Source organism: Pseudoruegeria sp. SHC-113, assembly GCF_025376885.1.
In the GTDB taxonomy this organism is placed as follows: Bacteria; Pseudomonadota; Alphaproteobacteria; order Rhodobacterales; family Rhodobacteraceae; genus Pseudoruegeria.
This window is the reverse complement of the sequence record NZ_JAHUBR010000001.1, coordinates 160,326-184,288: the sequence shown is the minus strand read 5'-3', so window position 1 is coordinate 184,288 and position 23,963 is coordinate 160,326. Positions and strand designations below refer to the sequence as shown.

Here is a 23,963-nt window from a genome sequence, read left to right as displayed (position 1 = left end):
CCTGCCAATCAGTTTCTCACGGTGGCCGAGGCGGGCGTTTGACCGGTCGAAAGGGCTGATGGCAGCCCCGGCGAAGTCTGCTTCCCGCAAGGTAGCTTCGCGGGTCTGCGGTCGAACGAAGCCTTGTCACCGTCAGAGAACTCGAAAACCTTTCAGCGTGGATCGAAACTTTTGGCACCGCCGCCAGCCAAAAGGCCTAGGAGCCATCTCATGGCCTCACCCCTTCGGGCAGCGACGAAACATCGAAGACATTTTTCCTTTTTTTACAGGGTCTTCCGGCAAGTAGACCAGGTTTGGTGCGGTTCCCTCGTCGCATTGCACCATCGGGCCCGTAACCCTTGGCTCCCCGTTGAAAACCGAGTTGTAGATGTAAACGGTCGTTGCCTCGCAATGCCTGAACCACAGCAACGGGCCTGTACCTTCCCGGCTGATATCGGCGTCGACTAGGAAGTGCGGGCCGGGCCGCCAGTACCGGATCGGTCGGTGGCCGGGGCCGCTTATGACAAGGTTCACAAACTGTGAAATCTCTGCCTTGTTGTCGATCGCCGAGTCCGCGTTCCAGTTGTTCACGGTCAGATTTTGAGCGTAAATTGCCGCAGCTGCGTCGAGGACAAGGCCGTCATAGTTGGTCTTCGCGTATGACACCCAATGGGGCCAATTTGGGTTAATTGTCACGTTAACCAGAAACAGTTCAACACCGGGGCTGCCGGAATGCGTTTTGATTCCCCCGCCAAACGCGTTGGCAGACCGGAGATCCGAAATGGACACGTCAATCAGCGCAATCCGTGGGTCGAGAGGCGGAACACGTTCGTGAATGGATACGCCGTAGCGTGCCTGCGAGACCTGCGCATGCTTCAGGACAACCGGTGTTTCAGCCTCCAGCCGGCCTTCAAATACCCCTGAGTGGCTCGGCGCATTCGGAAACTGCGTCGTGATCCAGTCTGCGGCCTGCTGTGCCTCGCAGGCGGCGGTCCCAGACATCATCCGTTCCGTTACGGCCTCGGCACCCAACGGACCGCACCCCAAAGCCAGAACGAGCCCCGCCAATTGGGTGGCGATCCCCTTTAACAATAATCGCACCCGCGCCCTCGGCCGATCCGGAGATATCAACGAAAGCGGCCGGGTGATCACGTCCGCCTCGCCTGTGTCGCGTAAACCCCCTGCTGGGATTTCTTGCGCAGCGTTTTGGTGAAATGGCCAACCGTCGCGCGGTACCCAGCGTGCTTGAGCGAGGCGCGGATATACCGAAGCTTTCCCTGCCGTTGCGATATGAAGGCAAGAAGATTTGCCGCCATACGTTGCCGATAGGCGTCTTCCCCAAGCCAGGTTCGGTGTTTTTCGACCGCCGCCGCCCTTGCCAATAGATCCTCCGGGCTCAGCTCCAGAGCCGTCGTGGTGATACGCTCGTGCCCCGTCTGCCGGAGGTACAGGGAGCGATCGACGAAGGCCAAAGGGTGCCGCTGTACGAGACGGACGAACAAATCCCAATCCTGACCGCGAGGAATCGCCGGATCGAACTTTTCTTCCTCCAGCACGCGCGCCGTCGCCAAAAGCCCGCTGGTTCCACAAGGAGTCCGAAACTTCAGATGCGCCTCACGGACGTCCTGCCAGCCTTTCGGAGGCCGCTCCGCGGCAGAGACCTCGCGGCTGGTGCACAGACAGGCTTCGTACGGAGGAACGAGGGCTGCACTTTGAAGCTCCAGCTTGTCTGGCAGCCAGATGTCGTCGTCGTCGAGAAAAGCGATCAGCTCTCCGGAGGCCAACGCGATGCCGCGATTGCGCGCAACATTGGCTCCGCCCTTCTGCGCAAGTCGTTCATAGCGCACGATGTCACCGAACGTCTCAAGCGCGGGCTGCATATCCATATCGGAGGCGTCGTCCACCACGATGATCTCGTGCACAGGCAGGGTTTGCGCAACGGCGCTTTGCACCGCCTCAACCAACAGGTCCGGGCGATTACAGGTGGGGATGACGACGCTGATGGTTTTCCTTGTCATCTGGAACACCGGTAGAACGTGTCGTGCAGCACCCGTGTCGAAGGCGCAGGCATCATCTGCTGACCGCACTCCACGGATAGCTGGCCTTCTTCGCGGAGCGCTGTGGGACGTTTGTCCAAGTGTACCCTTTTCCTTTCGTTCCAGACAGACCCACGGCCGGCCCAACAGATAATTCCCAAAAGAGGCTTTTTCCGAAGGCCTTGTCGGTATTTACTATGTCGTCAACGCACTGGCGTCACAAGCACCAAGGCCAATCGCTTCTGATGCGCGTAGGCGTTCGCCCCAGGGGACGAGGAGATTGCGTTTGCACATTGCCGTGGTTGGGTTGCGTGGGATCCCGGACGTCATGGGGGGTATCGAAACCCATTGCGCTGCGCTGCTGCCCCGGCTTCTGTCCGAGGCAAAGCCGGGAGATCTGAAAATCACGGTTCTGGCGCGGCGGCCTTATGTGGCCGAGCCCAGCGAGTTTCAAGGCGTTGCTCAGATCCCGCTCTGGGCTCCGGGGAACAGCCGGCTTGAAACTATTGTTCACACGTTCAATGCAGTTTTCTACGCCCGCTTCGTGCTGCGCGCGGATTGCATTCACTTGCACGGGATTGGCCCGGCATTGATGGCCCCGTGGGTCCGGCTGCTCGGCGTGAAGCTCCTGTTCACGCACCATGGCGAGGATTACAAGCGCCAGAAATGGGGGCGGGTCGCTAAATCCATGCTAAAAATGGGAGAGGTACTCGGAATCACCTGCGCGCATCGTGTGATTACTGTTTCCAAGTCCTCCGCCAAGGCGCTGGCATCCCGTTTTCCACGCCAGGCAAACCGGATCACCTATATCCCAAACGGCGTTACGCCGCCCGATACGGACGTGGACCCAGCCCCCTTGTTGCAGGATCTCGGGCTTTCTCACGGTGGTTTCGTCATCACCGTCGGGCGGCTTGTGCCTGAAAAAGCACAGACAGATCTGATCGATGCCTTCGAAAGATCCGGGCTGGGGGAAGCGCAGCCCCCCTTTAAACTCCTGATCGTCGGCGCTGCAGATCATGACAGCCCCTATTCGAAGGATCTCGTCAGGAGAGGCAGCGACACGGTGATCTTCAGCGGGCGACTGCCACGGGATTCCGTTGTCGCTCTAAACCGCGAAGCCGCTCTTTTCGTGCTTCCGTCCTATCACGAGGGGCTATCAATCGCGGCGCTGGAAGCCCTTTTCACCGGCGTGCCTGTTTTGCTTAGCGATATTGAGCCGAATACCGATATCGGCCTTCCCGCCGGCCACTACTTCAAAACGGGCTCCGTCGAGGATCTGGCACAGAAACTCTCGGTGGATTTTGAGACCTACAGTACGACAGATTTCGACCACACCGTGTTCGACTGGGATCAGATCGCCCGCCAAACGCTGGAGACATTAGCGCCTCTTGCCCCCGAAGCCTACTTGCCGTTACGCGCAAGCACTCCGGCCGAAAACCCCAAGGGACGCCTTTGACATGAGGCAGCGGCTGTTACTGCTTATCAATTCGCTTGAAGGTGGAGGGGCTGAGAAAATCATGGTGCGCCTTGCGGAAGAGCTGTCAGCGCAGGCTGAGCATTTTGAGGTTCACCTCGGCCTTCTTGATGATGTTGCCGATGCCTACGCCCCTCCCAGTACGGTAGAACTGCATCGGCTCGGCAGCCGCGGATCATTCCTCCGCAGCGTATCAGGAACCCGGCAGCTGATCGCAAACCTCAGCCCTGACGTTGTGCTATCCTTCCTGACGCGGGCGAACTGTGCCGCCGTGCTTTCGCGGTCGCGCGGGCCGTTTCGCTGCGTGATCAGCGAACGTGTCAACACCAGTAGCCATCTTGGGCGGGGCGCCCGCGCAGTCCTGCTGAAACGCCTCATCACGGCGCTCTATCCCCGTGCCGATGCGATTGTTGCTGTTTCCAGCGGCGTGTCCGACGAGCTTCGGCAAAATTATCATGTTGCCACGGACCGGCTGCACGTCATCCACAACCCGGTGGACGCGCAGAACCTCAGGGCACAGGCCAACGAAGAACCAGTCTTCGACTTGCCGAGCGACTTCTTCGTGAGCGTCGGTCGGCTGGTGCCAAACAAAGGCGCCGAGCCGCTCATCCGGGCCTTTGCGGCACATCGAAACACCACCCGATGTCTCGTGCTGCTCGGCGAGGGCCCGGAGCGAGAAACGCTCCACGAACTGTCACGATCGCTCGGTGTGGCCGACCGGGTGATGATGCCGGGGCACATCCCAAACCCACATGCGGTCGTCGCCCGTGCTACGGCCTATGTCTCGGCCTCCAGAAGCGAGGGTTTTCCCAATGCGTTGGTGGAGGCCATGGCCCTTGGTTGCCCCGTTGTCGCAACGGACTGCCAATCGGGGCCTGCCGAAATCCTGGCGGACGCGCAAACCGGGATTGCGCAGGGGAAGCTATACGCACCTTGGGGGATCTTGGTGCCGGTGGACGATACGGCAGCCATGGCATCGGCGATGGACGATCTCGACGCATCAGACCTGCGAAAGCAGCTGTCTGAAAAGAGCCGAGAGCGCGCCGAGAGCTTCGATGTCGCCTCGGTTGTCCGAAACTACATGCGTGTGTTAAGAAATTGTGAAATCTGAATATTTCTTCTGGCCTTCCGAAGGCCGCCCAAGAAAGAGGGTATATGACCGGCAGCCTTGCCCCAGTTGATGGCTCAGCGGCCCGCCAGACTGACGTCGAGAAACTGCTGGCGAGTGCCGGGATTACGGCGGTGTCATTGGGGAGCGCCCTCAAGTCGGGCCACAGGCATACGGCTGTTCTCGTGGCCGACGAGGACATCGAAGCAGCAAGGCGGCTTGCGCGCAGAGGCGGCGAAAAGATTCACTTCTTCTCTGGATCTGGCCGGAAAGGCGGCGCTTACCGTCTGGATAACCCGACGTATCGCGCCATTACGATGGCTGTCTTTCCAATATGCATCTCCTCGGCGCTCCTTGAGGAAGCCAAAGTGGACGGTGGCGTTCGCGCCGAAACCCGGCACAGACTCGCGCTCTACGTCAAAGCCTACTTCATTTCCAATGACCGACTGATGGAGCTCTCCGGCGCGGATGCGGTTGATGTCGAAATCGCAGAGGCAAGCTATTCCGGCGCACTAACTCCTGGCTTGGACGAGGATCGTTTCGCTCTCCACACCTTCCTTGCGTCCGTCGGATGGCAGCCCCCCGTTGACATGTTGGAACGGCTCGGGCTTGCCGACCCCTGGATCGCAACGGATCTTTTGCCTGAGCTGACGGAGCATCTGGACGTCGCGCCTGGGCTGGCCGCTTTCTTCTGCCGCGAAAATGCGGTTGATCTTGGCTTCCTCGATACGATCAGCCGTGCCTTGGAAGAAAAGGGGTTCCAGATCCTTTCATCCCTGCCTGTCGAAGGTGAAATCGCCCTGAAACTGAGGGACTCAACGCGCGGCGGCAATTGGGGCAGCGGCCCTTACGCCGTCAATGGTGGCACACCAAAACACATGATCTTCGCGGTCGATGTATTCCCCGTCGCGCCGGCAGAGGCACTTCTGGGGCAACACCCGTTTCTCGACAACGAAAACACCCTAACCGCAAAACTCTTCGCGCGGGACGCCGTCCTTGCGCATGTCACACCGGATGAACATTTCAACCCTCTTCATTCTTCGGATAATTCCAGTGAGGCATTGAGGCTCGCCGAGTTGGTCCTGCCAAAACAAGCGTTCGACTCGCTGTCAGAGACATTTGCGTCGACCCGTCGTCGGGTGGATGAACTGACAGGCGAGGGAACGATGATCTGGCGGGATGCGCCTGTCGCAGCAACCTTTTCCGCCGAAGTGCCTGAAGGGGTAAGATTTCGAAAAATCTTCCGGCCGCAGTATTCGTCTCTGGTAGGCCCCGTTTCAGCCCTTCACGAAACGCTTTCTGCGGACTGGCCGGAGGTTCCGAAGATTTTCGATCAAGGGGATGGCTGGATTGACTTTGATATCCCCGACAGTTCCTTCGCGCCACTTGGTCCACTGGGCCAGCGACCAAGCCTTTCCGCGCTGCTCCGGTTGCGCCGGGTTCTTCACGAGATCAGAAAAGCGGGTTTTGTTGCCGTTGACTGGGATCCCGCGCGAAACATGTGCGTTTCGCGGAACGATGCCGATGCAATCCTGATTGGATTCGACACGGTACGCCACGCCACACAACCGGACGCCGGCCAAACGCATGAAACACAACTGCTGCAAGCTGGCGGCGGGCAGGATGCAGCAAGCTGGGTGCCCTTGCTGGGCGTTTCAAAACAGGTCTTGCTGAGTGAAGGCACAGCCGGGTTGTTTTTGTCCCGGTACCTCTTGTCGCCCGCGCTTCGGGTGTGGGGCAGCATGAAAGAGCCGTGGGTTCGGCTGCGCCCAAAAGCCCGGGCGGTGATCAGATCTCTTCGCGGTTGATGGCCGAGGTGATCCGAAGGTCGTCAAGGGCAATTGCAGCCAGTTCTCGATCGCGGTCCGAGGTTGCGCGTTTCTTCCGCCGCAGGGCATGAGCAACGAAACCCGCCAACCAGAATGGATGCAAAACCGTGCGTTTCACCCTTTGGAGCCATGCCGGATCACCTAGAAAGCTGCGCTTGCTCAGACCCGTGAAAGGCCGCCATTTCGACGGGTAAGGATCCTGTTCCATTGCATTGTTCAAGGGGCGTGCGACGGTGGAACTGTCCGGAACGCCCGACAGGAAATACGCCGCTTCAGGCTCGACTGGCGCGCTCCAGCGGTGCGCGAACTCGAAGTCGATCGCGCGCAGATTGCCTGTTTTCCGATCGATCATGATGTTGTTGCCGGGCGTCAGATCCAGCGGGTCCCAGCCTCGGCTCACTGTCAGGTGAACAAAATTGGAAAGCTGGCGCATCGTCTTGAGTGGCAGGGGAACAGGCAATCGCCGGCCGAGGAAACGCTTTTCCTTCAGGCCGTTGTCGACGAATTCGATCACCAGTGCATTGTGCGTCACGGCAAGGATCCTGGCCGGTACGTCGGAGACCTGGGACATGTCCTCTATAAATGCCCGCTCTCGTTCCATCGCGTCCATTGCGTAAGGGCGAAACGTTTTCTTGATCGCTTTTGACCCATTCCAGTCAATCAACTCGACCTTGGCGCGGTACTTGAACCTACTGAGGTCGGCAATCACCGGTTCGCGCGTTTCCAGCGCGCTTGCCTTCTCCCGGATGAGGGACTGCAGTTCTTGGAATTGCGGCGGCTGCAGCAACAAGCCCGCTACCTCGCGTGCCTTCTCCGCCGTGGTTATCACCCGCAGGTTGGATGGCGCGTTTTCCACGGTGACCGCGAGGAGATGCGCCGCCTTTTCGAGTTCAAGATCCTTGAAGATTGCCGTGTCCCGCCGGTTCTGACCTTTCATGAGAGGGTTGAAGGCGATGAGGGCATGGCTTCCCTCGGTAAACCCGCCGGGCAGGCCACCCAGGGCTTCTGCAGGCAGCTCAACCTCCGTGAAGATCTCGAACCCCCTGTTGAGCAAAGCCAAGGTGGCTTGATGGCGCCCTTCCGGCAAACTGGCCCCAGAGAGCAAGACGATCGCGGTCTCCGTCACGGCGGGGGGGTGATCCAAGAGTTGGAGGGCGCAAGTGCGCGCAGGTGATCCGCATCCGGCGCCCAGCCGACGGATCGCAGGAAAGCGTCGAGGCTTGCGAGAGTCACTGGCTGAGCAAGATCATATCCAGCCTTTTGCCCGAGCTCTGTAAGGACGGTCGCATAGTCGTGAGAGGCCTTCTTGCGCGGTTCGGAGCCTTCATCCCGAGGCAGGCCTGATTCATACCCTTTCAGGTAGACGGCGTGGTAGGCGAGGCCAAGAAAGTGGGTCCGGGCATCAGGCACCGACCAACCACCTTCGCGAGCTGAAGCCGAGGCAAGGATCTCCGCGGCGACATGGGGCGGAAAGGCAGGAACATCCGTGATCTTGTTGGGCTTGTAACCGGTGCCTTGAAAACCTGTCTCGGAATAGAAATCGATTTTCTGCCCCTCAGGCCATTCGGAAAGCAGGCCACGTACCGTTTCAACCGCATCATCGGCCACCAGAATATCAATGTCGTGGCCAGCCTCGACGTGGGGCAGATCTTCAAACCACCGCAAAACCACATGCCCGGCCCCGGCATCGCTCAACGCCCGGAAGAACCCCGCCACGCCAAGAGAACTGGGGATGTAGAGTTTCCCCCGCGGGTTGACGGCACCTGTCGTCCAATTGCGAAACCGTTGTCCGAACATGGCGCAGAACGGAGTCAGTGCTCTTGCCAGTGCTTCCCGCTTGCTGATCGCCACGATGTTCCTTTCTGTCAGCCTTGGCCGGAGCCGCCTCTCCCATAAAGCTGCACCAATCGACGCGGCCAAACAATTGCCTTTAACTGCATGATCGCCACGGGGCGCAGGCTGGGCACTATCGGAGCGAGCAGGATCGGCGCCAATGTATAGGAAATCACAGTGGCGACCGCAGCCCCCTCCGCGCCGAAGCGTGGGATCAGCGCCAAATTGAGTATCACGTTGCTGACCGCTCCGGTCAGGTTGATCATCGCGGAGCCCCAGAAAAAACCTTCCGCAAGAAGCCACTTGTGAATGAGAGCGCGCGTGGCGAAAACGATTCCGATCCAGACGTAGATCTGCAGAACCGGAACAGCCGCCGCGTAAGCCGGTCCGAACAGGATACGGATCAGGGGCTCGGCCCAGAAGATCGACGTCACCGCGATGGCCGTGCCAAAAGCCGCGAAAACGTCCAGCGCGTCCTGCATCCGCCGATTGTATCGCTTCTGGGATTCCTGCCGGAGTTGGACCATCCGAGGAAAGGCGGCCAACGCCAATGTGGCGGGTAACATGTACCAGGCCTCGGCAAGCCGGGCGGCGACGCTGTAGATCCCCGTCACCTCCTTGCCCGCCATGTTCGAAAGAAACAGGACGTCGATCTTGAGGTAGATCACCGCCGACATCGCGCCCATCATCAGGGGGAAGCCCTGTCGGGCATACAGCTTCATCCGGCTTGGATCGACCCTGAAACCCGGAAAAGCACCGCGATTGCGACGGTAGGCAATGACGATCCCGACGCTCTGCGCGGCTGTCTGAGCGGCATTCGCCAGGATAAACGCGTCTACCGTGTAGTCGCCCAGTATGAGAGCCACTTTCACCGCGGTGAAAAACAGCAGGATCAGGACAGAGTTGATGACGAAAGGCTTCGGATCCTGCTCCGCGATGAAATATTCCTGAAGCGAGTCGAATGCCTTGAACAAGACGGCCCCGGCCGCAATAACGCAGAGGATGGCGATGTTCTCGTGATCAATGGGAAACCGGGTGGCGACGAAATAGGCTGCGGCGATCGAAACCAGCGTTCCGAGCACGCGCATGACGGTGATCGTTCCAAGGATCTGGTCTGCTTCCGCCGGTGATTGAGCATATTCGCGAAGGGAGAGGTTCTTCAGGCCCAGCGTGGTCAGCGGCGCCAGCACCGCGACCAGCGACACGGTATAGCTCAGGACGCCAAACCCCTCGGGGCCAAGATGCCGCGCGAGCAAGACGCCCAGTACCAGCGTGTTCACCATGTTCACGGCTTGGCGGGCAAGCAACCAGCCGCCGGATTTCAAGACTTTCTCGCGTGCCTCTGAGATCGGTAGCGAAGGCAGCAGCTTCAAAATCGACGAACCTCCGAACGTTCGGGACCAGCCTAGGGTCTCTTCTGCCAGCCAATGTCGGGAAGTATTCTCGGGAAAACTTGCCATGTAAATCAAGATCGTGGGAAGCTGTTTTCGGCTCGAGGCCAAAGTGCCTTCCAAACAACATCGAGGGGCGACGGTGCATAAAGGCAGACAATCGCGCAGGGCGGCATTCTTCTCCCTAACGCCTTCCCCTCCGGCCCCGCCTGCCAATGGAATGACGTTGGACGCGCTCCGGGCTGTCTATCCTGAATACCGGATCGACGCGTTCTACGTTTTGCCGATGCTGAAGAAATCGCCCCTTGCCTTGGCGGCGGCGGCCATTGCGGCGGGGGGCAGCTACGCACCCGACCTGCTCAGAGGCCGGAAGAAATTCAAATACGCCGCCTTCCGAACGCCGTGGATTTTTCACTGGATCAAGCGACAAGCCGGGCGGGTTGTGCAGTCCGGCCAATATGACTTCAGCTTCCAGATGCAGTCGATCTTCGATGCCAGCACCACGGGCCTGCCCCATTTCGTCTATACGGACCACACCCACCTGGAAAACCTGAACTTCGAGGATTTTCAGCCCTCCTCTCTCTACAGCAAAAGCTGGATCGAACTGGAGCGGAGCATCTATCGAAACGCGGACATGGTGTTTACCCGCAGCTCCAATGTCAGCGCTTCGCTGCACGAGCAGTACAACCTTGAAGCCCAAAAAATCGCCTGTGTGTTCGCCGGGAGCAATGCCGCGAAACCAGGCCAGCTTGAGGACCTGCCGACACGCTATTCTGCGAAAGAGATCCTCTTCGCAGGCATCGATTGGGACCGAAAGGGCGGGCCAAATCTACTTGCCGCTTTTCAGAAGATCCTGCCGCGCCACCCGGATGCAAAGCTCACGATCGTCGGTTGCACACCGGAGGTCGGCCAGACACCTGGCTGCAACGTGGTCGGCCGGGTGCCGCTCGCCGAGATGCCCGGGTTTTATGAACGCGCGACGATCTTTTGCCTGCCAACCCGCGTTGAACCCTTTGGCATCGTGTTCGTCGAAGCCATGTGGAATGCTTTGCCCATCATTGGTACACGCGTGGGAGCGGTGCCAGACATGGTAAAAGAAGCGCAGACAGGTTTCCTCGTCGCTCCGGGCGATGTGGATACCCTGGCACAGAGGCTCGACACCCTTCTTTCAGACATGGCCTTGCGCAAAAACTTCGGTCAGGCGGGTCGGAGACTGGCCGAGGACAGGTACGACTGGCCCGCCGTCGCGGCGCGCATGCGGGGCCACATCGAGGAGACACTGTCGTCCCGCGCGCAGCGAGGAAACTGACCTAGAGCCGATGTTCTTCAGATGACGAAAGAGAAAGCACTCGGATCGCTTTCACTCATTCCCGCAGACCGACCCGATCCGTGAAAAAGCCCCGCTGTCAAAATAGGCCGACTGGTTCTCCGGGGCACTCGGCATCCTAGTTCGGCTTCGTTGCCCTCGTAGCTGGACAAGTGTTTTGGGGTACTTTTCCTCAAGGATCACGCAAGGAAGGTCTCGTAACTCGTCAGCACTTCTGGGAAGGGTCAACCGTCCGCAGAACGGGGCGGACGCAAGCGCGCGATCGGGACCAGGGCGCCCATGGCGATCCCGCAAGGGCCGAACCAGAGATCCGCACCCGCATCGAGGCGCGCAGCTTGGCGTCGAGGTTGGAGAGCGGTTCGTCGAACAGGAAGACATCCGGCGGATTGATCAGCGCCTGCCCCACGGCCACCCGCTGGGCCTGCCAGTCCGAAAACTCCTTGGGCACCTACATCGGACTGTGCGACGTGCCTGTTCGCACAACTGCAGCGAATGGCTCCTCTGGCGGGCTGCGACGCCGCATCTTGAGAGCTTGGCCAGTGTACGCAAAGGGCCGAAGGCGATTGGCATCAAGCTTCAGAGCGACTGCAGGGATCCGCTCTGGGGGCGGCCGGGTAATGCTGATTTCTCTGACGTCGTAGCATTTTGGTGTTGAAACCGGTGTCTCGTATCCGCTGACTATCCGAAGCGCCTGCGTGTCTCTTGCTCGGGGAACACGAGTTGCGACTTTCGTCAGCTTTGCCAAGATGTGGACAGCAGGGAGTGAACAACATGTCCGAGTCTCTGAAAAACCCGTTTCGGGGGGTAGGTCTTTCCGCTGGCGGGATACGACCGATGAGCGATCCAAGCGCTGTGGGAGAACTGCTGGCGCATTGTCCCGCGCATGCCGAAACCCCATTGCTTGATCTGGGAAGTCTGGCGGCAGAGCTTCGGATTGCGCGACTGCACGTCAAAGACGAGCGGGGCCGTATGGGGCTCGGCAGCTTCAAGGCGCTCGGGGCGGCTTATGTCATTGCGCGCGCGGCTGCGGAGGCTGTGACGGGCGATACACCAGAGGATTGGGCCAATGCGCTAGAGGGCCGCGTCTTCGTCACAGCCAGCGCGGGCAATCATGGACTCTCCGTCGCTGCGGGCGCGCGGGTCTTTGGGGCAAAGGCCATGATCTATCTGGCACAGAGCGTCCCTGAATCCTTCGCAGAACGGTTGCGGGCGATGGGAGCGGAGGTTGTGCGCGCCGGGGCCACCTATGAAGAAAGCATGGACGCCGCTGCGGCAGCGGCGGAGACGTCTGGCATCTTGCTCTCAGACTCTTCCTGGCCGGGGTACGAAGAGCTGCCGCTCCGTGTGATGGAGGGATATCTTCAGCTGGCGGCGGAAACGGTTTCCCAGATCGACGCTGTGCCCACCCATATAGTCTTGCAAGCCGGGGTCGGCGGCTTTGCGGCGGCGGTCGCGGCCCATGCTCGCGCGGCCTGGGGCGACGCGCCGATGATCATCGTTGTGGAGCCTGAAGCCGCCCCCGCTCTGATCGAGAGCACCAGGGCCGGGACTTCGGTCACGACCGAGGGCCCGGTCTCTGGTATGGGCCGACTGGATTGCAAGACGCCTTCGATGATCGCTTTGGCCGGGTTGTCGCGCGACGCTGATTTATTTGTGACCCTGAGCGAGGCAGAGGCCGCTAGCGCGGTGTCCCGGCTGGCCGAGGTTGGGCTGCAGAGCACACCGTCCGGGGTGGCGGGGCTTGCGGCGCTGCTGAGCGGCCGTGTTCCACTGGATGCCGAGAGCCGCGCCCTCGTGTTTCTAAGCGAAGGCGCAGAGGATGCCTGAAGGGTCACTGGTCTTTCCGGCCGATGAATACCGTCGTCGGACGGCCGCGTTGCAGGCTGAGATGCAGGCGCGGGATCAGGATGCGCTGCTTCTGACCACGCCTGCAGATGTGTTTTATGTCACCGGCTTTCTGACGCGGTTCTGGGAAAGCCCGGCCCGACCGTGGTTCATCGTCGTGCCAGCCAGCGCTCCGCCCGTGGCAATCATTCCCCATATTGGTGCCGATCTCATGGGGCGCACGTGGATCAGCGACATACGAACCTGGAACGCCCCTGATCCGGTGGACGATGGCGTGACCCTTCTGGCCGATACGCTGGCCAATCTTGTGCCGGAACAGGGCTGCGTCGGCGTGCCAATGGGGCTTGAAACACAGCTGCGGATGCCGCTGCGCGATTTTGGACGGCTGACCGAACGCACCGCCGCCCGCCGCTTTGTCGATGCCACCCAAACGGTGCAGCGCGTGCGAGAGATCAAATCCGCGGCAGAGATCGACAAGATCCGCACCATTTGCGGGATTGCTGATGCTGCATTTGCAACAGTCCCCGAATTCGCGACCGCTGGCAGGCCTTTGGATCAGGTCTTCCGGGATTTTCAGATCGCTCTCTTGGCGGCTGGTGCGGATTGGGTCAGCTACACGGCGGGCGGTGCTGGGCAGGCCGGCTATGGCGACGTGATCTCACCAGCCGACGAAACCCCGCTCAAGCCGGGCGATGTCCTGATGCTGGACACCGGCGCAGTCAAGGACGGCTATTTCTGCGACTTCGACCGAAACTTTGCGATCGGCGCAGTCGATGCTGCGGCGGAGCGCGCCCATGCCGCGCTGTTTGCCGCGACAGAAGCCGCCATGGCGCGCCTCCGCCCGGGCATGACAGCCGCGGATTTGCACGGACTGCTCTCAGGGGCATTGCGCGCGCAGGGGGCGACCCCTTGCGGTGGCCGTCTTGGCCATGGGCTTGGCCTGACACTGACCGAGTGGCCGTCGCTGACCCCAAAGGACCAGACGGAGCTGCGCGAAGGTATGGTATTGACCCTGGAACCCAGCGTCTTTGTCGATCCTGAAGGGCGGCCCGGCACGATCATGGTTCACGAGGAGAATATTGTCCTGCGCGCAGATGGCCCCGAGCTGCTGCACAGGCGCACCACGTCGGAACTTCCAAGGATCGGGGCATGAAGAGGCCCTACAAGGTTACGGGTCCGATTGGCGCAAAGGCCACGCTTGGGCTGATCGTGCTGCAGGTCGATGAGACCATCGAGCAGGACTTTCGACGGATGTTCCCAGACCCGGATATCGCCCTTTATGTGAGCCGTATTCCGTCGGGCGCAGAACTGACACAGGAGACGATTGCGCAGATGGAGCGCGACCTCCCGCGTGCTGCCGAGCTTCTGCCAAAGGCGGCGTGCTTCGATGTGGTCGCCTATGCCTGCACATCCGGGACCACGTTGATCGGAGCAGAACGGGTGGCACGGCTTGTCACATCCAATGTGTCAACCCGCGCTGTGTCCAACCCCTTGTCATCTGCGATTGCCGCACTGAACGCTCTGAGCGCGAAATCCGTGGCGCTCGTATCGCCCTACATCGAACCTGTTGCCACACCGGTCAAAGATGCCCTCTGCGCCGCAGGTCTCAGCGTGCCCGCCACCCTGTCCTTCGGCGAACAGGTCGAAGAACGCGTCGCCAGAATTGATCCGGCGTCGATCTTTGAGGCTGCGCTTGAAGTTGGCCAGAAGGCTGACGTTGACGCGGTCTTTCTATCCTGCACGAATTTACGCACACTTGGCATCATCGAGAGGCTAGAGGCGAGGCTGGGGAAGCCGGTCATCAGCAGCAACCTGGCGCTTGCATGGCATATGGCTCAAACCGCGGGGATCTCGCCGCAAGGTGATACCCCGGGCAGATTATTCCGTCAGCTTTCCAGCACGTAAGGTCGCCAAACTCTGCTCGCCTCTGTGAAACCGACTGCCTGAACCGAGGCACGTTGTAGGGTCTCCGGTGGCGGTCATCGTGCACAGCGTCCTGCTGCTCGCCGAATAGCATTGGTGATATGTTCATACCCGAAACGAATGACCGCAAAGCGGGCTGCGACCGCAGCATCTTGATCGAGCGGTGAACGGCAGGTTTGGGTGCGATTGCGGTCGCAAGCCACTTTGGGCGGATTGCGGGCCTGCTCTGCTCCTGTCACCAATGTCCGATGAGAGAAAAGTGGGTGGCTTCTCCTGAGACCTACCCCCTGTAGGTGCCGGGCGTTTGACCTGTCCACCGCTTGAACACGCGCGAAAATGCCGAGGGATCTGGATAGCCGACAAGTTCCCCAACTTGCGGGTAGCCAAGCCGATGGTCCTTCAGGAGGGCCTTCGCCCGTTCGGCACGGCGGTGATCGAGTTCTGCCTTGTAGCTGGTTCCATGTTCCGTGAGCACGGATTTGATGCGGCGGGCCTTCATGCCGGCGACCTCCGAGAACCTCTCAAGCGAAAGAGACGGTTTATGCAGGTGGAGGTCCAGTAGCCTCCGAAAATCCGAGAGGAAGGCCTCGGGCGAGGACGGACGCTCCGGAGCCGACTGGCGAGGCGCTCCCCCGATGTGCAGCAGGAGCCAAGGCGCGGGAAACTCGAAACGTGCCCCTCGCGAGTCACTACGGCGCACGGCAAGCCCGGGTGCGAAGGTCGACGGAATCGCGGCAGGGTCGGAGACGCGCACCGTAAGGTCTGATGGTTTCCACGCTTCGCCACACGCCTCGCGGATCAAACGACACATGAATCCCGCGAAATACCCGTCGACCTGCCGCGGGCGGCGGGTCGGTTTGAACTGACGTTCGGAACTCAGGACGGCCCGGCTACCGCTGATACGCAATTCGTAGGTCGCGAGTGAGGTGATCTGTTCGGCATCGACGATCAGCTTTGTCAGGACTTCGCCAAGCGCCGTATCGGTCAGGGTGACCGTTCGGAAGTTAGGGTGGCTGTAGATCGCGTCCTCCGACCCGATCCTGAACCCGAAATGCGGATCGCCCGTTACCTCCGCCGTCCGTTCGGCCAGGTTGTACCAATCCTGTCCCAGCATTGGCGCAGAGCCGTCCTGAACATCGGCCAGGGACAATCCTGATCCATACAGAGCATCATCCGCTGTAATGCCCTTGCCGAGCAGCGCTGCCAGAAAGGGTTGTGCCATAGCGCTGGAAACAACCGGAAGGTAGGCGCGGGAAGTGTTCTTTCTTGGCATGGTTCCCCCGGTGACATGTGCAAAATGGTTCGATTATTCGACTATTCCTGGCCGCAATGTCAATGACACGCGCGCGCAAACCGCTACACTCGATCCTCAAGAGGAATCTGGTCGGAGGTTGATGGCATGAAGAAACAACTCGCGTTTGCGCTTTCCGTGAGCATCGCCTCGGCTGCGTCGGCACAGGAGGAACGCTTCCCGATCCTGTTCACCAACGTCCATGTCTTTGATGGTGTGAACGCTGAGCGGATCGAGAATGCCAATGTGCTGGTTGTCGAGAATCTGATCGCCGAAGTATCGACCGAACCACTCGCCGCGGCGAATGCCCGGATTATCAACGGCGGAGGCCGAACGCTGATGCCGGGCCTGATCGACGCCCATGTGCATATGGCGGTGACAGAACCCGTGGCCGACCTGCGAGACAACTACGATTGGATGTATTGGGGCGCGGTCTCAACCATAGAGGCGGAAAAGATGCTGCTGCGTGGCTTCACCACGGTACGCGATGCAGGAGGCCCCGCTATCGGACTTCAGAAGGCGATTGACCGGGGCAAGGCCGTCGGGCCGCGGATCTACCCGTCTGGCCCGGTGATCTCGCAAACCTCCGGGCATGGCGAACACCGTGTCTACAACGAGCCACATCCGAATTTCATGGGCGCGCAGCCGTCCTTCTTCAATCAGCATGTCGAGTTCCTGGCGGATGGCGTGCCAGAAGTCCTCCGCGCAACCCGCGAAGCACTGCGCATGGGAGCCACGCAGATCAAGGTGATGGCGGGTGGCGGCGTCTCCTCGTCTGTCGATCCGCTGCATACGGTGCAGGGGCTTCCCGAGGAGCTGGAAGCCTCGGTCAAGGCTGCAGCCGACTGGGACACATATGTCATGGTCCACGCCTATAATGACGATTCCATCCTCCGCTCCCTCGAGGCCGGCGTCATCAGCATCGAACACGGGCAACTGATGACCGAAGTCGGCGCACAAGCGATCAAGGATGCGGATGCCTGGATCGTGCCCTTCTACTCGCTGCTGGGGCTCGACGAGGAGGTGGTGAAAACCGCCCTCGGCCCGGCGGCGGCTCCGAAGTTCCTTGCGGTTCAGGAAGGCGCCCGCAACCAAATGAAGCTGATCAAGGAGTTCGGGATCGAGAAGGTTGCGTTTTCCACCGACATCATCGGCGACCCTGTCGCGCTCACCAAGCAAAACGACGAGTTCAAGTACCGCCTCGAAGTCTGGACGTCGCACGAGATCCTACAACAGGCGACGTCTAAGTCAGCGGAGCTTCTGGCGCTCTCTGGCAAACTCAATCCCTATCCGGCCGGTCAGTTGGGTGTGATCGAACCAGGCGCCTATGCCGACCTGTTGCTGGTCGAGGGCAATCCTGTCGAAGATGTGGAACTGCTTGTCGACTATGAAGCCAACATCGACCTGATCATGAAGGACGGCGCGATCTACAAGAACACGCTCGACTGAGTGTGGCGCGGGGCGATTGTGCCTCGACGTCCCGCGCGTCTAATTTGTTTCGGTAAGGAGGTAGGCCGATGGCCGATAACTGGCAACTCTCCATGGCGGCTGTTATTGCTACTATGACGGCAAGCATTGTCTCCGCGCAGGATGCAGCGCCGCAAACGCTTTTCACAAATGTCCACGTCTTTGACGGTGTTGGCGAAGCTCGCATCGAGAATGCAAGCGTTCTTGTTGAGGGCAATCTCATCAAGACCGTTTCGACCGCTCCGATCGACGCCCCGGACGCGACGGTGATCGACGGTGGTGGACGGACGTTGATGCCCGGCCTTATCGACAGCCACGTGCATCTCTACGCAACGAGTCTCGTACAATCCTTCGCCGGGCTGCAAGCCGCCAAATGGGATCAAGTCGGGGCCACGGCAGCCGAGAACGCCCGCGACTACCTCTATGACGGGTACACCACGGTCCGCGACACGGGTGGGATGGGATCTGGTCTCCGAGAGCTGATTGACAGGGGGGTGGTGGATGGCCCGCGCATTTACGCCTCAGGAGCCGCAATAGGACCGACATCCGGGCACGGCGATTGGCGGAATCCCGAACAACGGACCTACAACATGGGGTAAGACGACGTCGCGAACACGTTGAACCTCTCCTACATCGCTGATGGACCGGACGAAACTCGCAAAGCTTCCAGATTGAACTTCGCCCATGGCGCGAGTTTCCTCAAACTGATGGCCGGTGGCGGGGTGTCGTCGGAACTCGATCCGTTGTGGTCAGTCGCCTACAGTGTTGACGAGATCGCCACGGCGGTCGAGGCGGCGTCGTTTTTCGACACCTATGTGACAGTCCACGCCTACACAGATGAGACCGTGACCATGGCGCTCGACGCTGGTGTGAAGTCTCTGGAACACGCTCAGATGATCAGCGAAGAAACCGTGAAACGCATTGCGGATGAGGGCATTTTCTGGGCCCTGAACGTCGCGGGTATGGACCCTGCGCTCCTCGATCACCCAAACTTTTCCATGCCCACGGTCAAACCCAAGTTGGAAGAGTATCTGGTCGGTTCGGAAAACGTCATTGATTACATCAAGAAGTACAAACCCAAGATCGTCCACAACGTCGACACCGTTCTATCGACAATCGGGTTTGGTCGCTCCCATCGCGACTTCGAGAAATACTATTTCGCGGAGTTGCTGGGCAACCATGCCTTCCTTGTTTCGGCCACCTCAACTGGGGGCGAGTTGGCTCAACTGACCGGGCGACGGAACCCATACCCCAACAAACTCGGTGTGATTGAAGAAGGGTCCTACGCGGACATTCTCATTGTCGACGGCAATCCTCTGGAGGATCTGTCCGTGCTCGGTGCTAACCCCAGTTGGTTCGATGCGGCTCCGCGCGAACGCGGCTTCGATACGATCCGAGTCATCATGAAGGACGGCAAATTCTACAAGAACACTCTCGAGTGATTTTCGCGCGGGGCGATCTTCCCCAGTGCCCCGCGTTTTTTCCCAAGCTGAGTTAAGGGAGAGACCTATGGTGAAGGCGTTCATTTGTGTGGCTGTCGCAACCTCGCTTTGCGCGTTTGCCGTTACCGCGGAAGAAACCGCGGGCCGTTACTACCTTGGCATTGGGGAGCCCGCCCCAGAAGCGTGGCAGATCATGATTGAAAACCCCACCGATCGTGAAAAGGACATGGGGCGCGCCATTGAGACGATTGGCGGCGAAATGATCAGCTACTTCTGGGGGCTGGCGGATGGAAAAAACTACATCACTGTCCGCTTGCCCGACGATCCGGGCATGGTTCAGGCAATGTATGTGTCACGCCTGAGCCAGGGCGTTCTGAAGGACTACACTTTCATTGAACTCATGACGAGCGCCGACATGGTAGATGCTCTGAAACGGGTGCCCGACTTCACCACGCCGGTCGAATAGCCCCAAGAGCGGCTAGGCCTTTTGTGTGTGGAAGGGGGTGGAGGAATTTTGAAGTTGAGAGCCCCTGAAAGTAAAACGTCGGGACTCTCCGCATCACCGTACATGCTGTACCAATGTTGACCTTTACACGGCTTGGATACCCGAGAAACTATGTTTTGATCGTTCACACGACGACGAGCCCGGAGGAAAAACCGAAGGCTATTTCTGGCGTTTCAGACAGCACTCAAGCATGGCATTCCGTAGCGCCCTTCTGGGAAACTATCCTACCATCCGCCCCCCAACGTCGCTCTTTGCATCGAGAACCATGTCGGAAAGTATCAAGGCAGCTCAACGTTTTTGTGGCTCTTTAACTGCTACAAGAGTCAGGGCAGTTGTCGTCGAAGCGTTATCGGCGAATCCACCACCCCTTCAGAAGAGGCTAAAAAAGCAGATCTGCATAGAGAAGGGAAAAGGGGATACACCAAGGGATGGCTCGCCAACCACTCCCTAAAGTACATTACAATTTCATCCACTTAACAGATGAAATGGTGCCGCTGAAGGGACTCGAACCCCCGACCCCATCATTACGAATGACGTGCTCTACCAGCTGAGCTACAGCGGCGCTGGAGGGGCTATTACCAACCTTTTCCGGGAAGGTGTAGCCCCAAAATCAACGTTTTTCGGCTTTCGACTCTTCCACCACCTCGGCTTCCACAACGTAATCCGCCGCAGGGCCACCGGGGGGGTTTTCCTCAGCCGGATCTGCCTCAGCCTTGGCCTCGCCATTGACGACGACGGCTGCCGGTTCAGCGGGTTGCGCTTCAGCCTCGGGGGCCTCTGCCTCTTCAGCCTCTGCCTCTTCAGGCTCCGCCTTCTCGATGGCGCCGACGATCAGCGGCAGCATCTCGGTGGAGGCCGGCATGGCAGCGGATTTCGCAGCCGGGACCTTCCAGCTCAACGTGTCGAAACTGCCGCAATGCAGGCAGACAGGCGTCCACTCTGTGTGCGGATTGCCACAAGACTCGCAGACCCACTGCGGCCCGCGCGACGCCGAAAGCGCCTTAGTGAGCCAACCACGCACAGCCGAATCCTCGCCGCCTTCGCCACGCTCGATTGCGGCCATCAGCGTGAGGCTGCGCACGGTGGGATCGGTCTCGGCCAAATCGCCCAGCGCCTTGCGCGCCGCCGGGAAATCTTCGGCCCCGATGTATAGCTCGGCGAGCAGCATCTTGGTTTCGGCGTGGTCGGGTTTCAGGCCGGTCAGCGGGGCAAACCGTTTGATCCGCGCTTCAGGCGCTTCATCGGGCACGATGGCCGCAAAGGCTGCCGCCAGATCCGGGTGCGGCTGCGCTGTCCAGGCTTTCTTGATCAGCTTGGCCGCCGGGCGCGGCTTGCCCTGCGCGATGTCGGCCTTGGCGGCCAGAACGGCGGCCGGGATCAGCTCGGGCGACAGCCGGTTGGCCTCCAGCGCCTTGGCCTGCGCGGCCTCGGTGTTGCCGTCGCGCTCGGCCTCCATGGCCTCGGAAAGCGCCAGCACCGCATCGCGCCGCTTGTGCAGATCGCGCGGGATCGCGCCGTAGCGCAGCTTGGTGGAAAGCGTCTTGCGCGCGCCTTCCCAATCGGATGCCTCGGCCTGCAGCTTCAGCACGGTGTCCTGCGTGTCCACATGCTTGGGTTTGATCGCCAGCGCCTTCTCGGCAAGCTTCAGCGCGGTTTCAGTATCGCCAGCTTCCAACCGCTGGCGCATCAGCCCGCGCACCCCGACGAAACGGGAGGCGTCGTGTTGCAGCAGCTTCTTGTAGATCTCCTGCGCCTTGCGGGTGTCGCCGTTCATCTCGGCGGCCTGCGCGGAAATCAGGTTGGTCAGCTCGGGCTTGCCGAGGTATTTCTCGGCCTTGGCCGCACGCACGCCCGCCAGCCGGGCCTCGCCCGAGGCCAGCGCCAGCATGGCGTCGGACAGCGCCTGATAGCCTTTGCGTTCACGGCTGCGGTCGAAATAGCGCGACAGTGCGGTTTCGTCGCCCGTCAGGAAGCGCAGGCAGGCCACCAGAAGCCCAGCCAGTTTCAGCGCGATCCACACGAGGGCGAAAAGGGCGATGATGCCAATCACCGCCTGCAGCGGGCCGAGGGTGAATTCGGTTCCGGCCACGGCCAGCCGCAGCCCTTCGTCGCTCTCCATGAGGAAGCCCGCGCCATAGGTGAGCGCGGCCACGAGGGTGACGAAGACGAGAATTTTCAGAAGGGACCAGAGCATGGGGCGTTATCCTCAGATGGCGTCCAGGCCCTGCGCAAATTCCTGCGCGGCCTTCACAGTGGTGGCGCGCTGACGCGCGGCGGAGAGCCAATCCGCCATGGCGGCCTGCCCGGCCTCCGGCAATTGCTCCAGCTCGGCGAGCGCGGCAGCCAGATCATTGGCATTGAGCGCGGCTTCGGCACGCGAGAGGATCGCGTCCGGATCGCTGCCTTCGCGCGGGGCAAGGCTGCGTGCGCCGGTCTGGTTGCGCAGGAAAGCGGTCAGGCGGCCGGTGATCGTCTCGGCGTTTTCGGCGCGGATGGTGGCGTCCAGCACCGCGCGGGCGGAGGCGGGGAAGCCGCTTTGCAGTTCCGGCATCGGGCGCACACCGCCTTCGGCTGCTGCGGCCAAAGCTTCGGGCACCGGCTGCGTGGCGTTTTCAGAGAGGCTCGCGATGGCCTCGGCGAAAGGCGCGCCGCTTTCCAGCGCGCGCAACAGCTCCACGAGGGCAGCGCGGGTGAGGGCGGCAGCAGCCTGCGCTTGCGCGGCCTCGGCGCGTTCGGCGGCCTCCTGCATCCGGGCCTCGGCTTCAGCCTGCGCCTCGCTCGACATGGCCTCCATCGCCGTCTTTTGTTCCTGCACCGTGGTGCGCAGGGCTTCCAGCTCGCGCTGATAGGCCTCAACGGCAGCCGCCGCGCCAGCACTTTCGGTGACGGGGCGCTTCTCGGCTTCGAGCAGGCGGGCATCCACGGAGGACAGCCCGGCCGACACCGCGCCCACCTGTGCGGCAACCTCGGCGATCTGGCCGGCGATATCGCCGGAAATCTGGCCCGAAAGCTGCTCGGAGAGCTGCGCCTGCAGCGCGGCGATGGCCTCGGCAACCTCCGCATTGGCCTGCGGAGCGGTGGCGCTGGCCGCCGACATCTCGGCAATCTCTTCGCGCAGCGCGGCGATGGTTTCGCCTTGCGCGGCCAATGCGGCTTGCAGCGCTTCGGTGTCTCCGCCAGTACGCGGCATCAGATACCACGCCGCGCCAAAGCCAACGCCCGCGGCCACCACGCCGCCCAGCATGACGGGCAGCAGGCCGCCGCCGCTTTTCTGTTCCGGGGCAGGCGCAGGGGCGTAGGGCTCTTCCATGGCCTCCTCCATCGGCTCTTCGATCTCGGCCAGCACCGCGTCCAGATCCTCGTCGCTCACGCCATCAAGCGCCTGCATGTCACGCAGATCTTCCTCGGACGCCCCAAGCTGGACACCATCGTCAAAGGCATCGTCCAGATCATCCGGGTCTTCCGGCTCGATCTCTTCCGGCAGGATTGCTTCGGCCTCATCGACCTCGGGCGCGTCACTTGCATCGCTTTCCGGCGACAGCAGGGCCTCCGCCTCTGCCACGTCTTCCGGCTTGGCGCTTGTGTCCTTGCCCTGCTTGCTCTTTCTGCTGGCCACGAATACCCCTCCGACCCCTTAAATGAATCACGCCGCAGTGCGGCAGCCCACTCACACTAGCTTGGCGATCCACCACGCTCAAGCGTACCCCATGCGTCCAATAGCCCCTCGATGGCTTCCACCATCACGCCAGCGTCCGGGCTGGCGCATGTCAGGATTTCCCCAGCGAAATCAGGGCCAAGCGCCTCCGCCACAGACGGGCTGAAGGTGATAGCGCAAACATCCAGGCCCTTCCCCTCGATGGCCGCCCGGAACCGCCGGGCGATATGCGGGGAAAACAGCGGCGCTAAGAGACGCCTGCCACCAAGCTGGGCCAGAAGATCAGGCTCCCAATCGCAGGGGGCCTGCCGGTAGAGCATCACTTCGTCGATCTGCAGACCGTGCTGCGCAAGCGTTTCAACAAGGGGGCGGCTCACCTGCACACCCCGCGCATATAGCCCCCGCCCCTTGGGCCGCGCGTCTTTGAGCGCCGTGAGCAGAGCGGCCACATCCGGTGCCACATGGGCGATCCGGTAGCCCAGCCCGTTGGCCACATCGGCGGTGCGCGCACCAACGCACCACGCAGGCAAGGCGCGCGGTGCGCCGCCCAGCATCTGGGCTCCGTTCTCCGAGGTGAAGACCACGTAATCAAAGCCATCGGGATCCGGCACGGGCGCGCGGGTGGGCAGGATCTGGGCCAACGGCGCGATCTCGATCTGCAGCCGGTAGCGCAGCTGCGGCGGGAGTTGCGCGGCAAAGCGCTCCGCCGCGGCCCGCGGGCGCGTGAGCAGGAGCACCGGCTGTATTTCGGGCCGCTTATCGGTCCAGGCCGGGTTTGCCTCTGGGATCTGGTCACTTGGGGGGCACGTCACGAAACGGGGCCTCGCCTGCGGCATTGTATGAAAGCCTGCCAAGTGT

18 protein-coding genes, 1 tRNA gene and 2 pseudogenes are annotated in these 23,963 nt (G+C 60.9%); 10 read left to right on the top strand and 11 right to left on the bottom strand.

Annotated elements, in window-relative coordinates; all coding sequences use genetic code 11:
* Positions 1–216: 216 nt before the first annotated feature.
* Both KVX96_RS00920 and KVX96_RS00915 read right to left on the bottom strand, forming a co-directional pair.
* Positions 217–1,131, bottom strand: a complete 915-nt coding sequence (locus KVX96_RS00920; RefSeq protein ID WP_261192045.1) for a hypothetical protein — start codon at positions 1,129–1,131, stop codon at positions 217–219.
* A complete protein-coding gene (locus tag KVX96_RS00915; RefSeq protein ID WP_261195351.1) occupies positions 1,128–1,997 on the bottom strand; it encodes a glycosyltransferase family 2 protein in 870 nt (289 codons plus the stop codon). The genes KVX96_RS00920 and KVX96_RS00915 overlap by 4 nt, the downstream gene beginning before the upstream one ends.
* Before the next feature lie 304 nt (positions 1,998–2,301).
* Between KVX96_RS00915 and KVX96_RS00910 the strand changes: the two genes are divergently transcribed.
* Genes KVX96_RS00910 through KVX96_RS00900 form a run of 3 tightly spaced genes read left to right on the top strand, consistent with a single transcriptional unit; the run spans position 2,302 to position 6,405 of the window.
* Entirely contained in the window at positions 2,302–3,471 is a 1,170-nt protein-coding gene (locus KVX96_RS00910; RefSeq protein ID WP_261192044.1) for a glycosyltransferase family 4 protein, read from the top strand.
* 1 nt (position 3,472) lies between these two features.
* Positions 3,473–4,600 (top strand): glycosyltransferase, encoded by a 1,128-nt coding sequence (locus tag KVX96_RS00905; protein ID WP_261192043.1) that lies wholly within the window; start codon positions 3,473–3,475, stop codon positions 4,598–4,600.
* Between the two features lie 44 nt (positions 4,601–4,644).
* Positions 4,645–6,405 carry a hypothetical protein gene (locus KVX96_RS00900; protein ID WP_261192042.1) on the top strand — a complete coding sequence of 587 codons (1,761 nt, stop codon included), beginning with the start codon at positions 4,645–4,647 and terminating at the stop codon, positions 6,403–6,405.
* On the opposite strand, the gene KVX96_RS00895 is transcribed toward KVX96_RS00900, so the two are convergent.
* Genes KVX96_RS00895 through KVX96_RS00885 form a run of 3 tightly spaced genes read right to left on the bottom strand, consistent with a single transcriptional unit; the run spans position 6,386 to position 9,719 of the window.
* On the bottom strand, positions 6,386–7,552 hold the full coding sequence (locus KVX96_RS00895) for a phosphatidylinositol 4-kinase (protein ID WP_261192041.1): 1,167 nt from the start codon (positions 7,550–7,552) through the stop codon (positions 6,386–6,388). The two genes, KVX96_RS00900 and KVX96_RS00895, sit on opposite strands and share 20 nt — an antisense overlap.
* The gene (locus tag KVX96_RS00890) at positions 7,549–8,277 is read right to left on the bottom strand and encodes a hypothetical protein (RefSeq protein ID WP_261192040.1); all 729 of its coding nucleotides are present in this window, start codon (positions 8,275–8,277) and stop codon (positions 7,549–7,551) included. The genes KVX96_RS00895 and KVX96_RS00890 overlap by 4 nt, the downstream gene beginning before the upstream one ends.
* A 14-nt stretch (positions 8,278–8,291) precedes the next feature.
* Positions 8,292–9,719 carry a flippase gene (locus tag KVX96_RS00885; protein WP_261192039.1) on the bottom strand — a complete coding sequence of 476 codons (1,428 nt, stop codon included), beginning with the start codon at positions 9,717–9,719 and terminating at the stop codon, positions 8,292–8,294.
* Positions 9,720–9,870: 151 nt separating this feature from the next.
* Between KVX96_RS00885 and KVX96_RS00880 the strand changes: the two genes are divergently transcribed.
* The gene (locus KVX96_RS00880; RefSeq protein ID WP_261192038.1) at positions 9,871–10,959 is read left to right on the top strand and encodes a glycosyltransferase family 4 protein; all 1,089 of its coding nucleotides are present in this window, start codon (positions 9,871–9,873) and stop codon (positions 10,957–10,959) included.
* Positions 10,960–11,281: 322 nt separating this feature from the next.
* On the opposite strand, the pseudogene KVX96_RS19195 reads toward KVX96_RS00880, so the two are convergent.
* Positions 11,282–11,422: pseudogene (locus KVX96_RS19195) on the bottom strand (sugar ABC transporter ATP-binding protein); the annotation flags it as partial.
* Positions 11,423–11,748: 326 nt separating this feature from the next.
* On the opposite strand from KVX96_RS19195, the gene KVX96_RS00870 reads away from it, so the two are divergent.
* The 3 genes from KVX96_RS00870 to KVX96_RS00860 are packed head-to-tail and all read left to right on the top strand — an operon-like array spanning position 11,749 to position 14,727.
* A complete protein-coding gene (locus tag KVX96_RS00870; RefSeq protein ID WP_261192037.1) occupies positions 11,749–12,804 on the top strand; it encodes a pyridoxal-phosphate dependent enzyme in 1,056 nt (351 codons plus the stop codon).
* Positions 12,797–13,975 (top strand): M24 family metallopeptidase, encoded by a 1,179-nt coding sequence (locus KVX96_RS00865; RefSeq protein WP_261192036.1) that lies wholly within the window; start codon positions 12,797–12,799, stop codon positions 13,973–13,975. Before KVX96_RS00870 ends, KVX96_RS00865 begins: the two co-directional genes overlap by 8 nt.
* Positions 13,972–14,727, top strand: coding sequence for an aspartate/glutamate racemase family protein (locus KVX96_RS00860; protein ID WP_261192035.1), 756 nt, complete (start codon positions 13,972–13,974; stop codon positions 14,725–14,727). Before KVX96_RS00865 ends, KVX96_RS00860 begins: the two co-directional genes overlap by 4 nt.
* 298 nt (positions 14,728–15,025) lie before the next feature.
* On the opposite strand, the gene KVX96_RS00855 is transcribed toward KVX96_RS00860, so the two are convergent.
* Complete coding sequence (locus tag KVX96_RS00855; RefSeq protein ID WP_261192034.1) at positions 15,026–16,018, bottom strand: AraC family transcriptional regulator; 993 nt, start codon at positions 16,016–16,018, stop codon at positions 15,026–15,028.
* A gap of 126 nt (positions 16,019–16,144) precedes the next feature.
* Between KVX96_RS00855 and KVX96_RS00850 the strand changes: the two genes are divergently transcribed.
* From KVX96_RS00850 to KVX96_RS00840, 3 genes and pseudogenes are all read left to right on the top strand, one after another.
* A complete protein-coding gene (locus tag KVX96_RS00850; RefSeq protein ID WP_261192033.1) occupies positions 16,145–17,485 on the top strand; it encodes a metal-dependent hydrolase family protein in 1,341 nt (446 codons plus the stop codon).
* Positions 17,486–17,553: 68 nt separating this feature from the next.
* Positions 17,554–18,945, top strand: a pseudogene (locus KVX96_RS00845) (amidohydrolase family protein).
* A gap of 67 nt (positions 18,946–19,012) precedes the next feature.
* Positions 19,013–19,411: a GYD domain-containing protein gene (locus KVX96_RS00840; RefSeq protein ID WP_261192032.1), complete on the top strand. Its 399-nt coding sequence runs from the start codon at positions 19,013–19,015 to the stop codon at positions 19,409–19,411.
* Positions 19,412–19,936: 525 nt separating this feature from the next.
* Here the strand turns inward: KVX96_RS00840 and KVX96_RS00835 are convergent.
* The 4 genes from KVX96_RS00835 to KVX96_RS00820 all read right to left on the bottom strand — a co-directional run bounded on the left by KVX96_RS00835 (position 19,937) and on the right by KVX96_RS00820 (position 23,842).
* A tRNA-Thr gene (locus tag KVX96_RS00835) sits at positions 19,937–20,012 on the bottom strand.
* 48 nt (positions 20,013–20,060) lie between these two features.
* Positions 20,061–21,644, bottom strand: coding sequence for a heme biosynthesis protein HemY (locus KVX96_RS00830; RefSeq protein WP_261192031.1), 1,584 nt, complete (start codon positions 21,642–21,644; stop codon positions 20,061–20,063).
* A gap of 12 nt (positions 21,645–21,656) precedes the next feature.
* Positions 21,657–23,066, bottom strand: coding sequence for a COG4223 family protein (locus tag KVX96_RS00825; RefSeq protein ID WP_261192030.1), 1,410 nt, complete (start codon positions 23,064–23,066; stop codon positions 21,657–21,659).
* Between the two features lie 56 nt (positions 23,067–23,122).
* The gene (locus KVX96_RS00820) at positions 23,123–23,842 is read right to left on the bottom strand and encodes a uroporphyrinogen-III synthase (protein ID WP_261192029.1); all 720 of its coding nucleotides are present in this window, start codon (positions 23,840–23,842) and stop codon (positions 23,123–23,125) included.
* Positions 23,843–23,963: the final 121 nt, after the last annotated feature.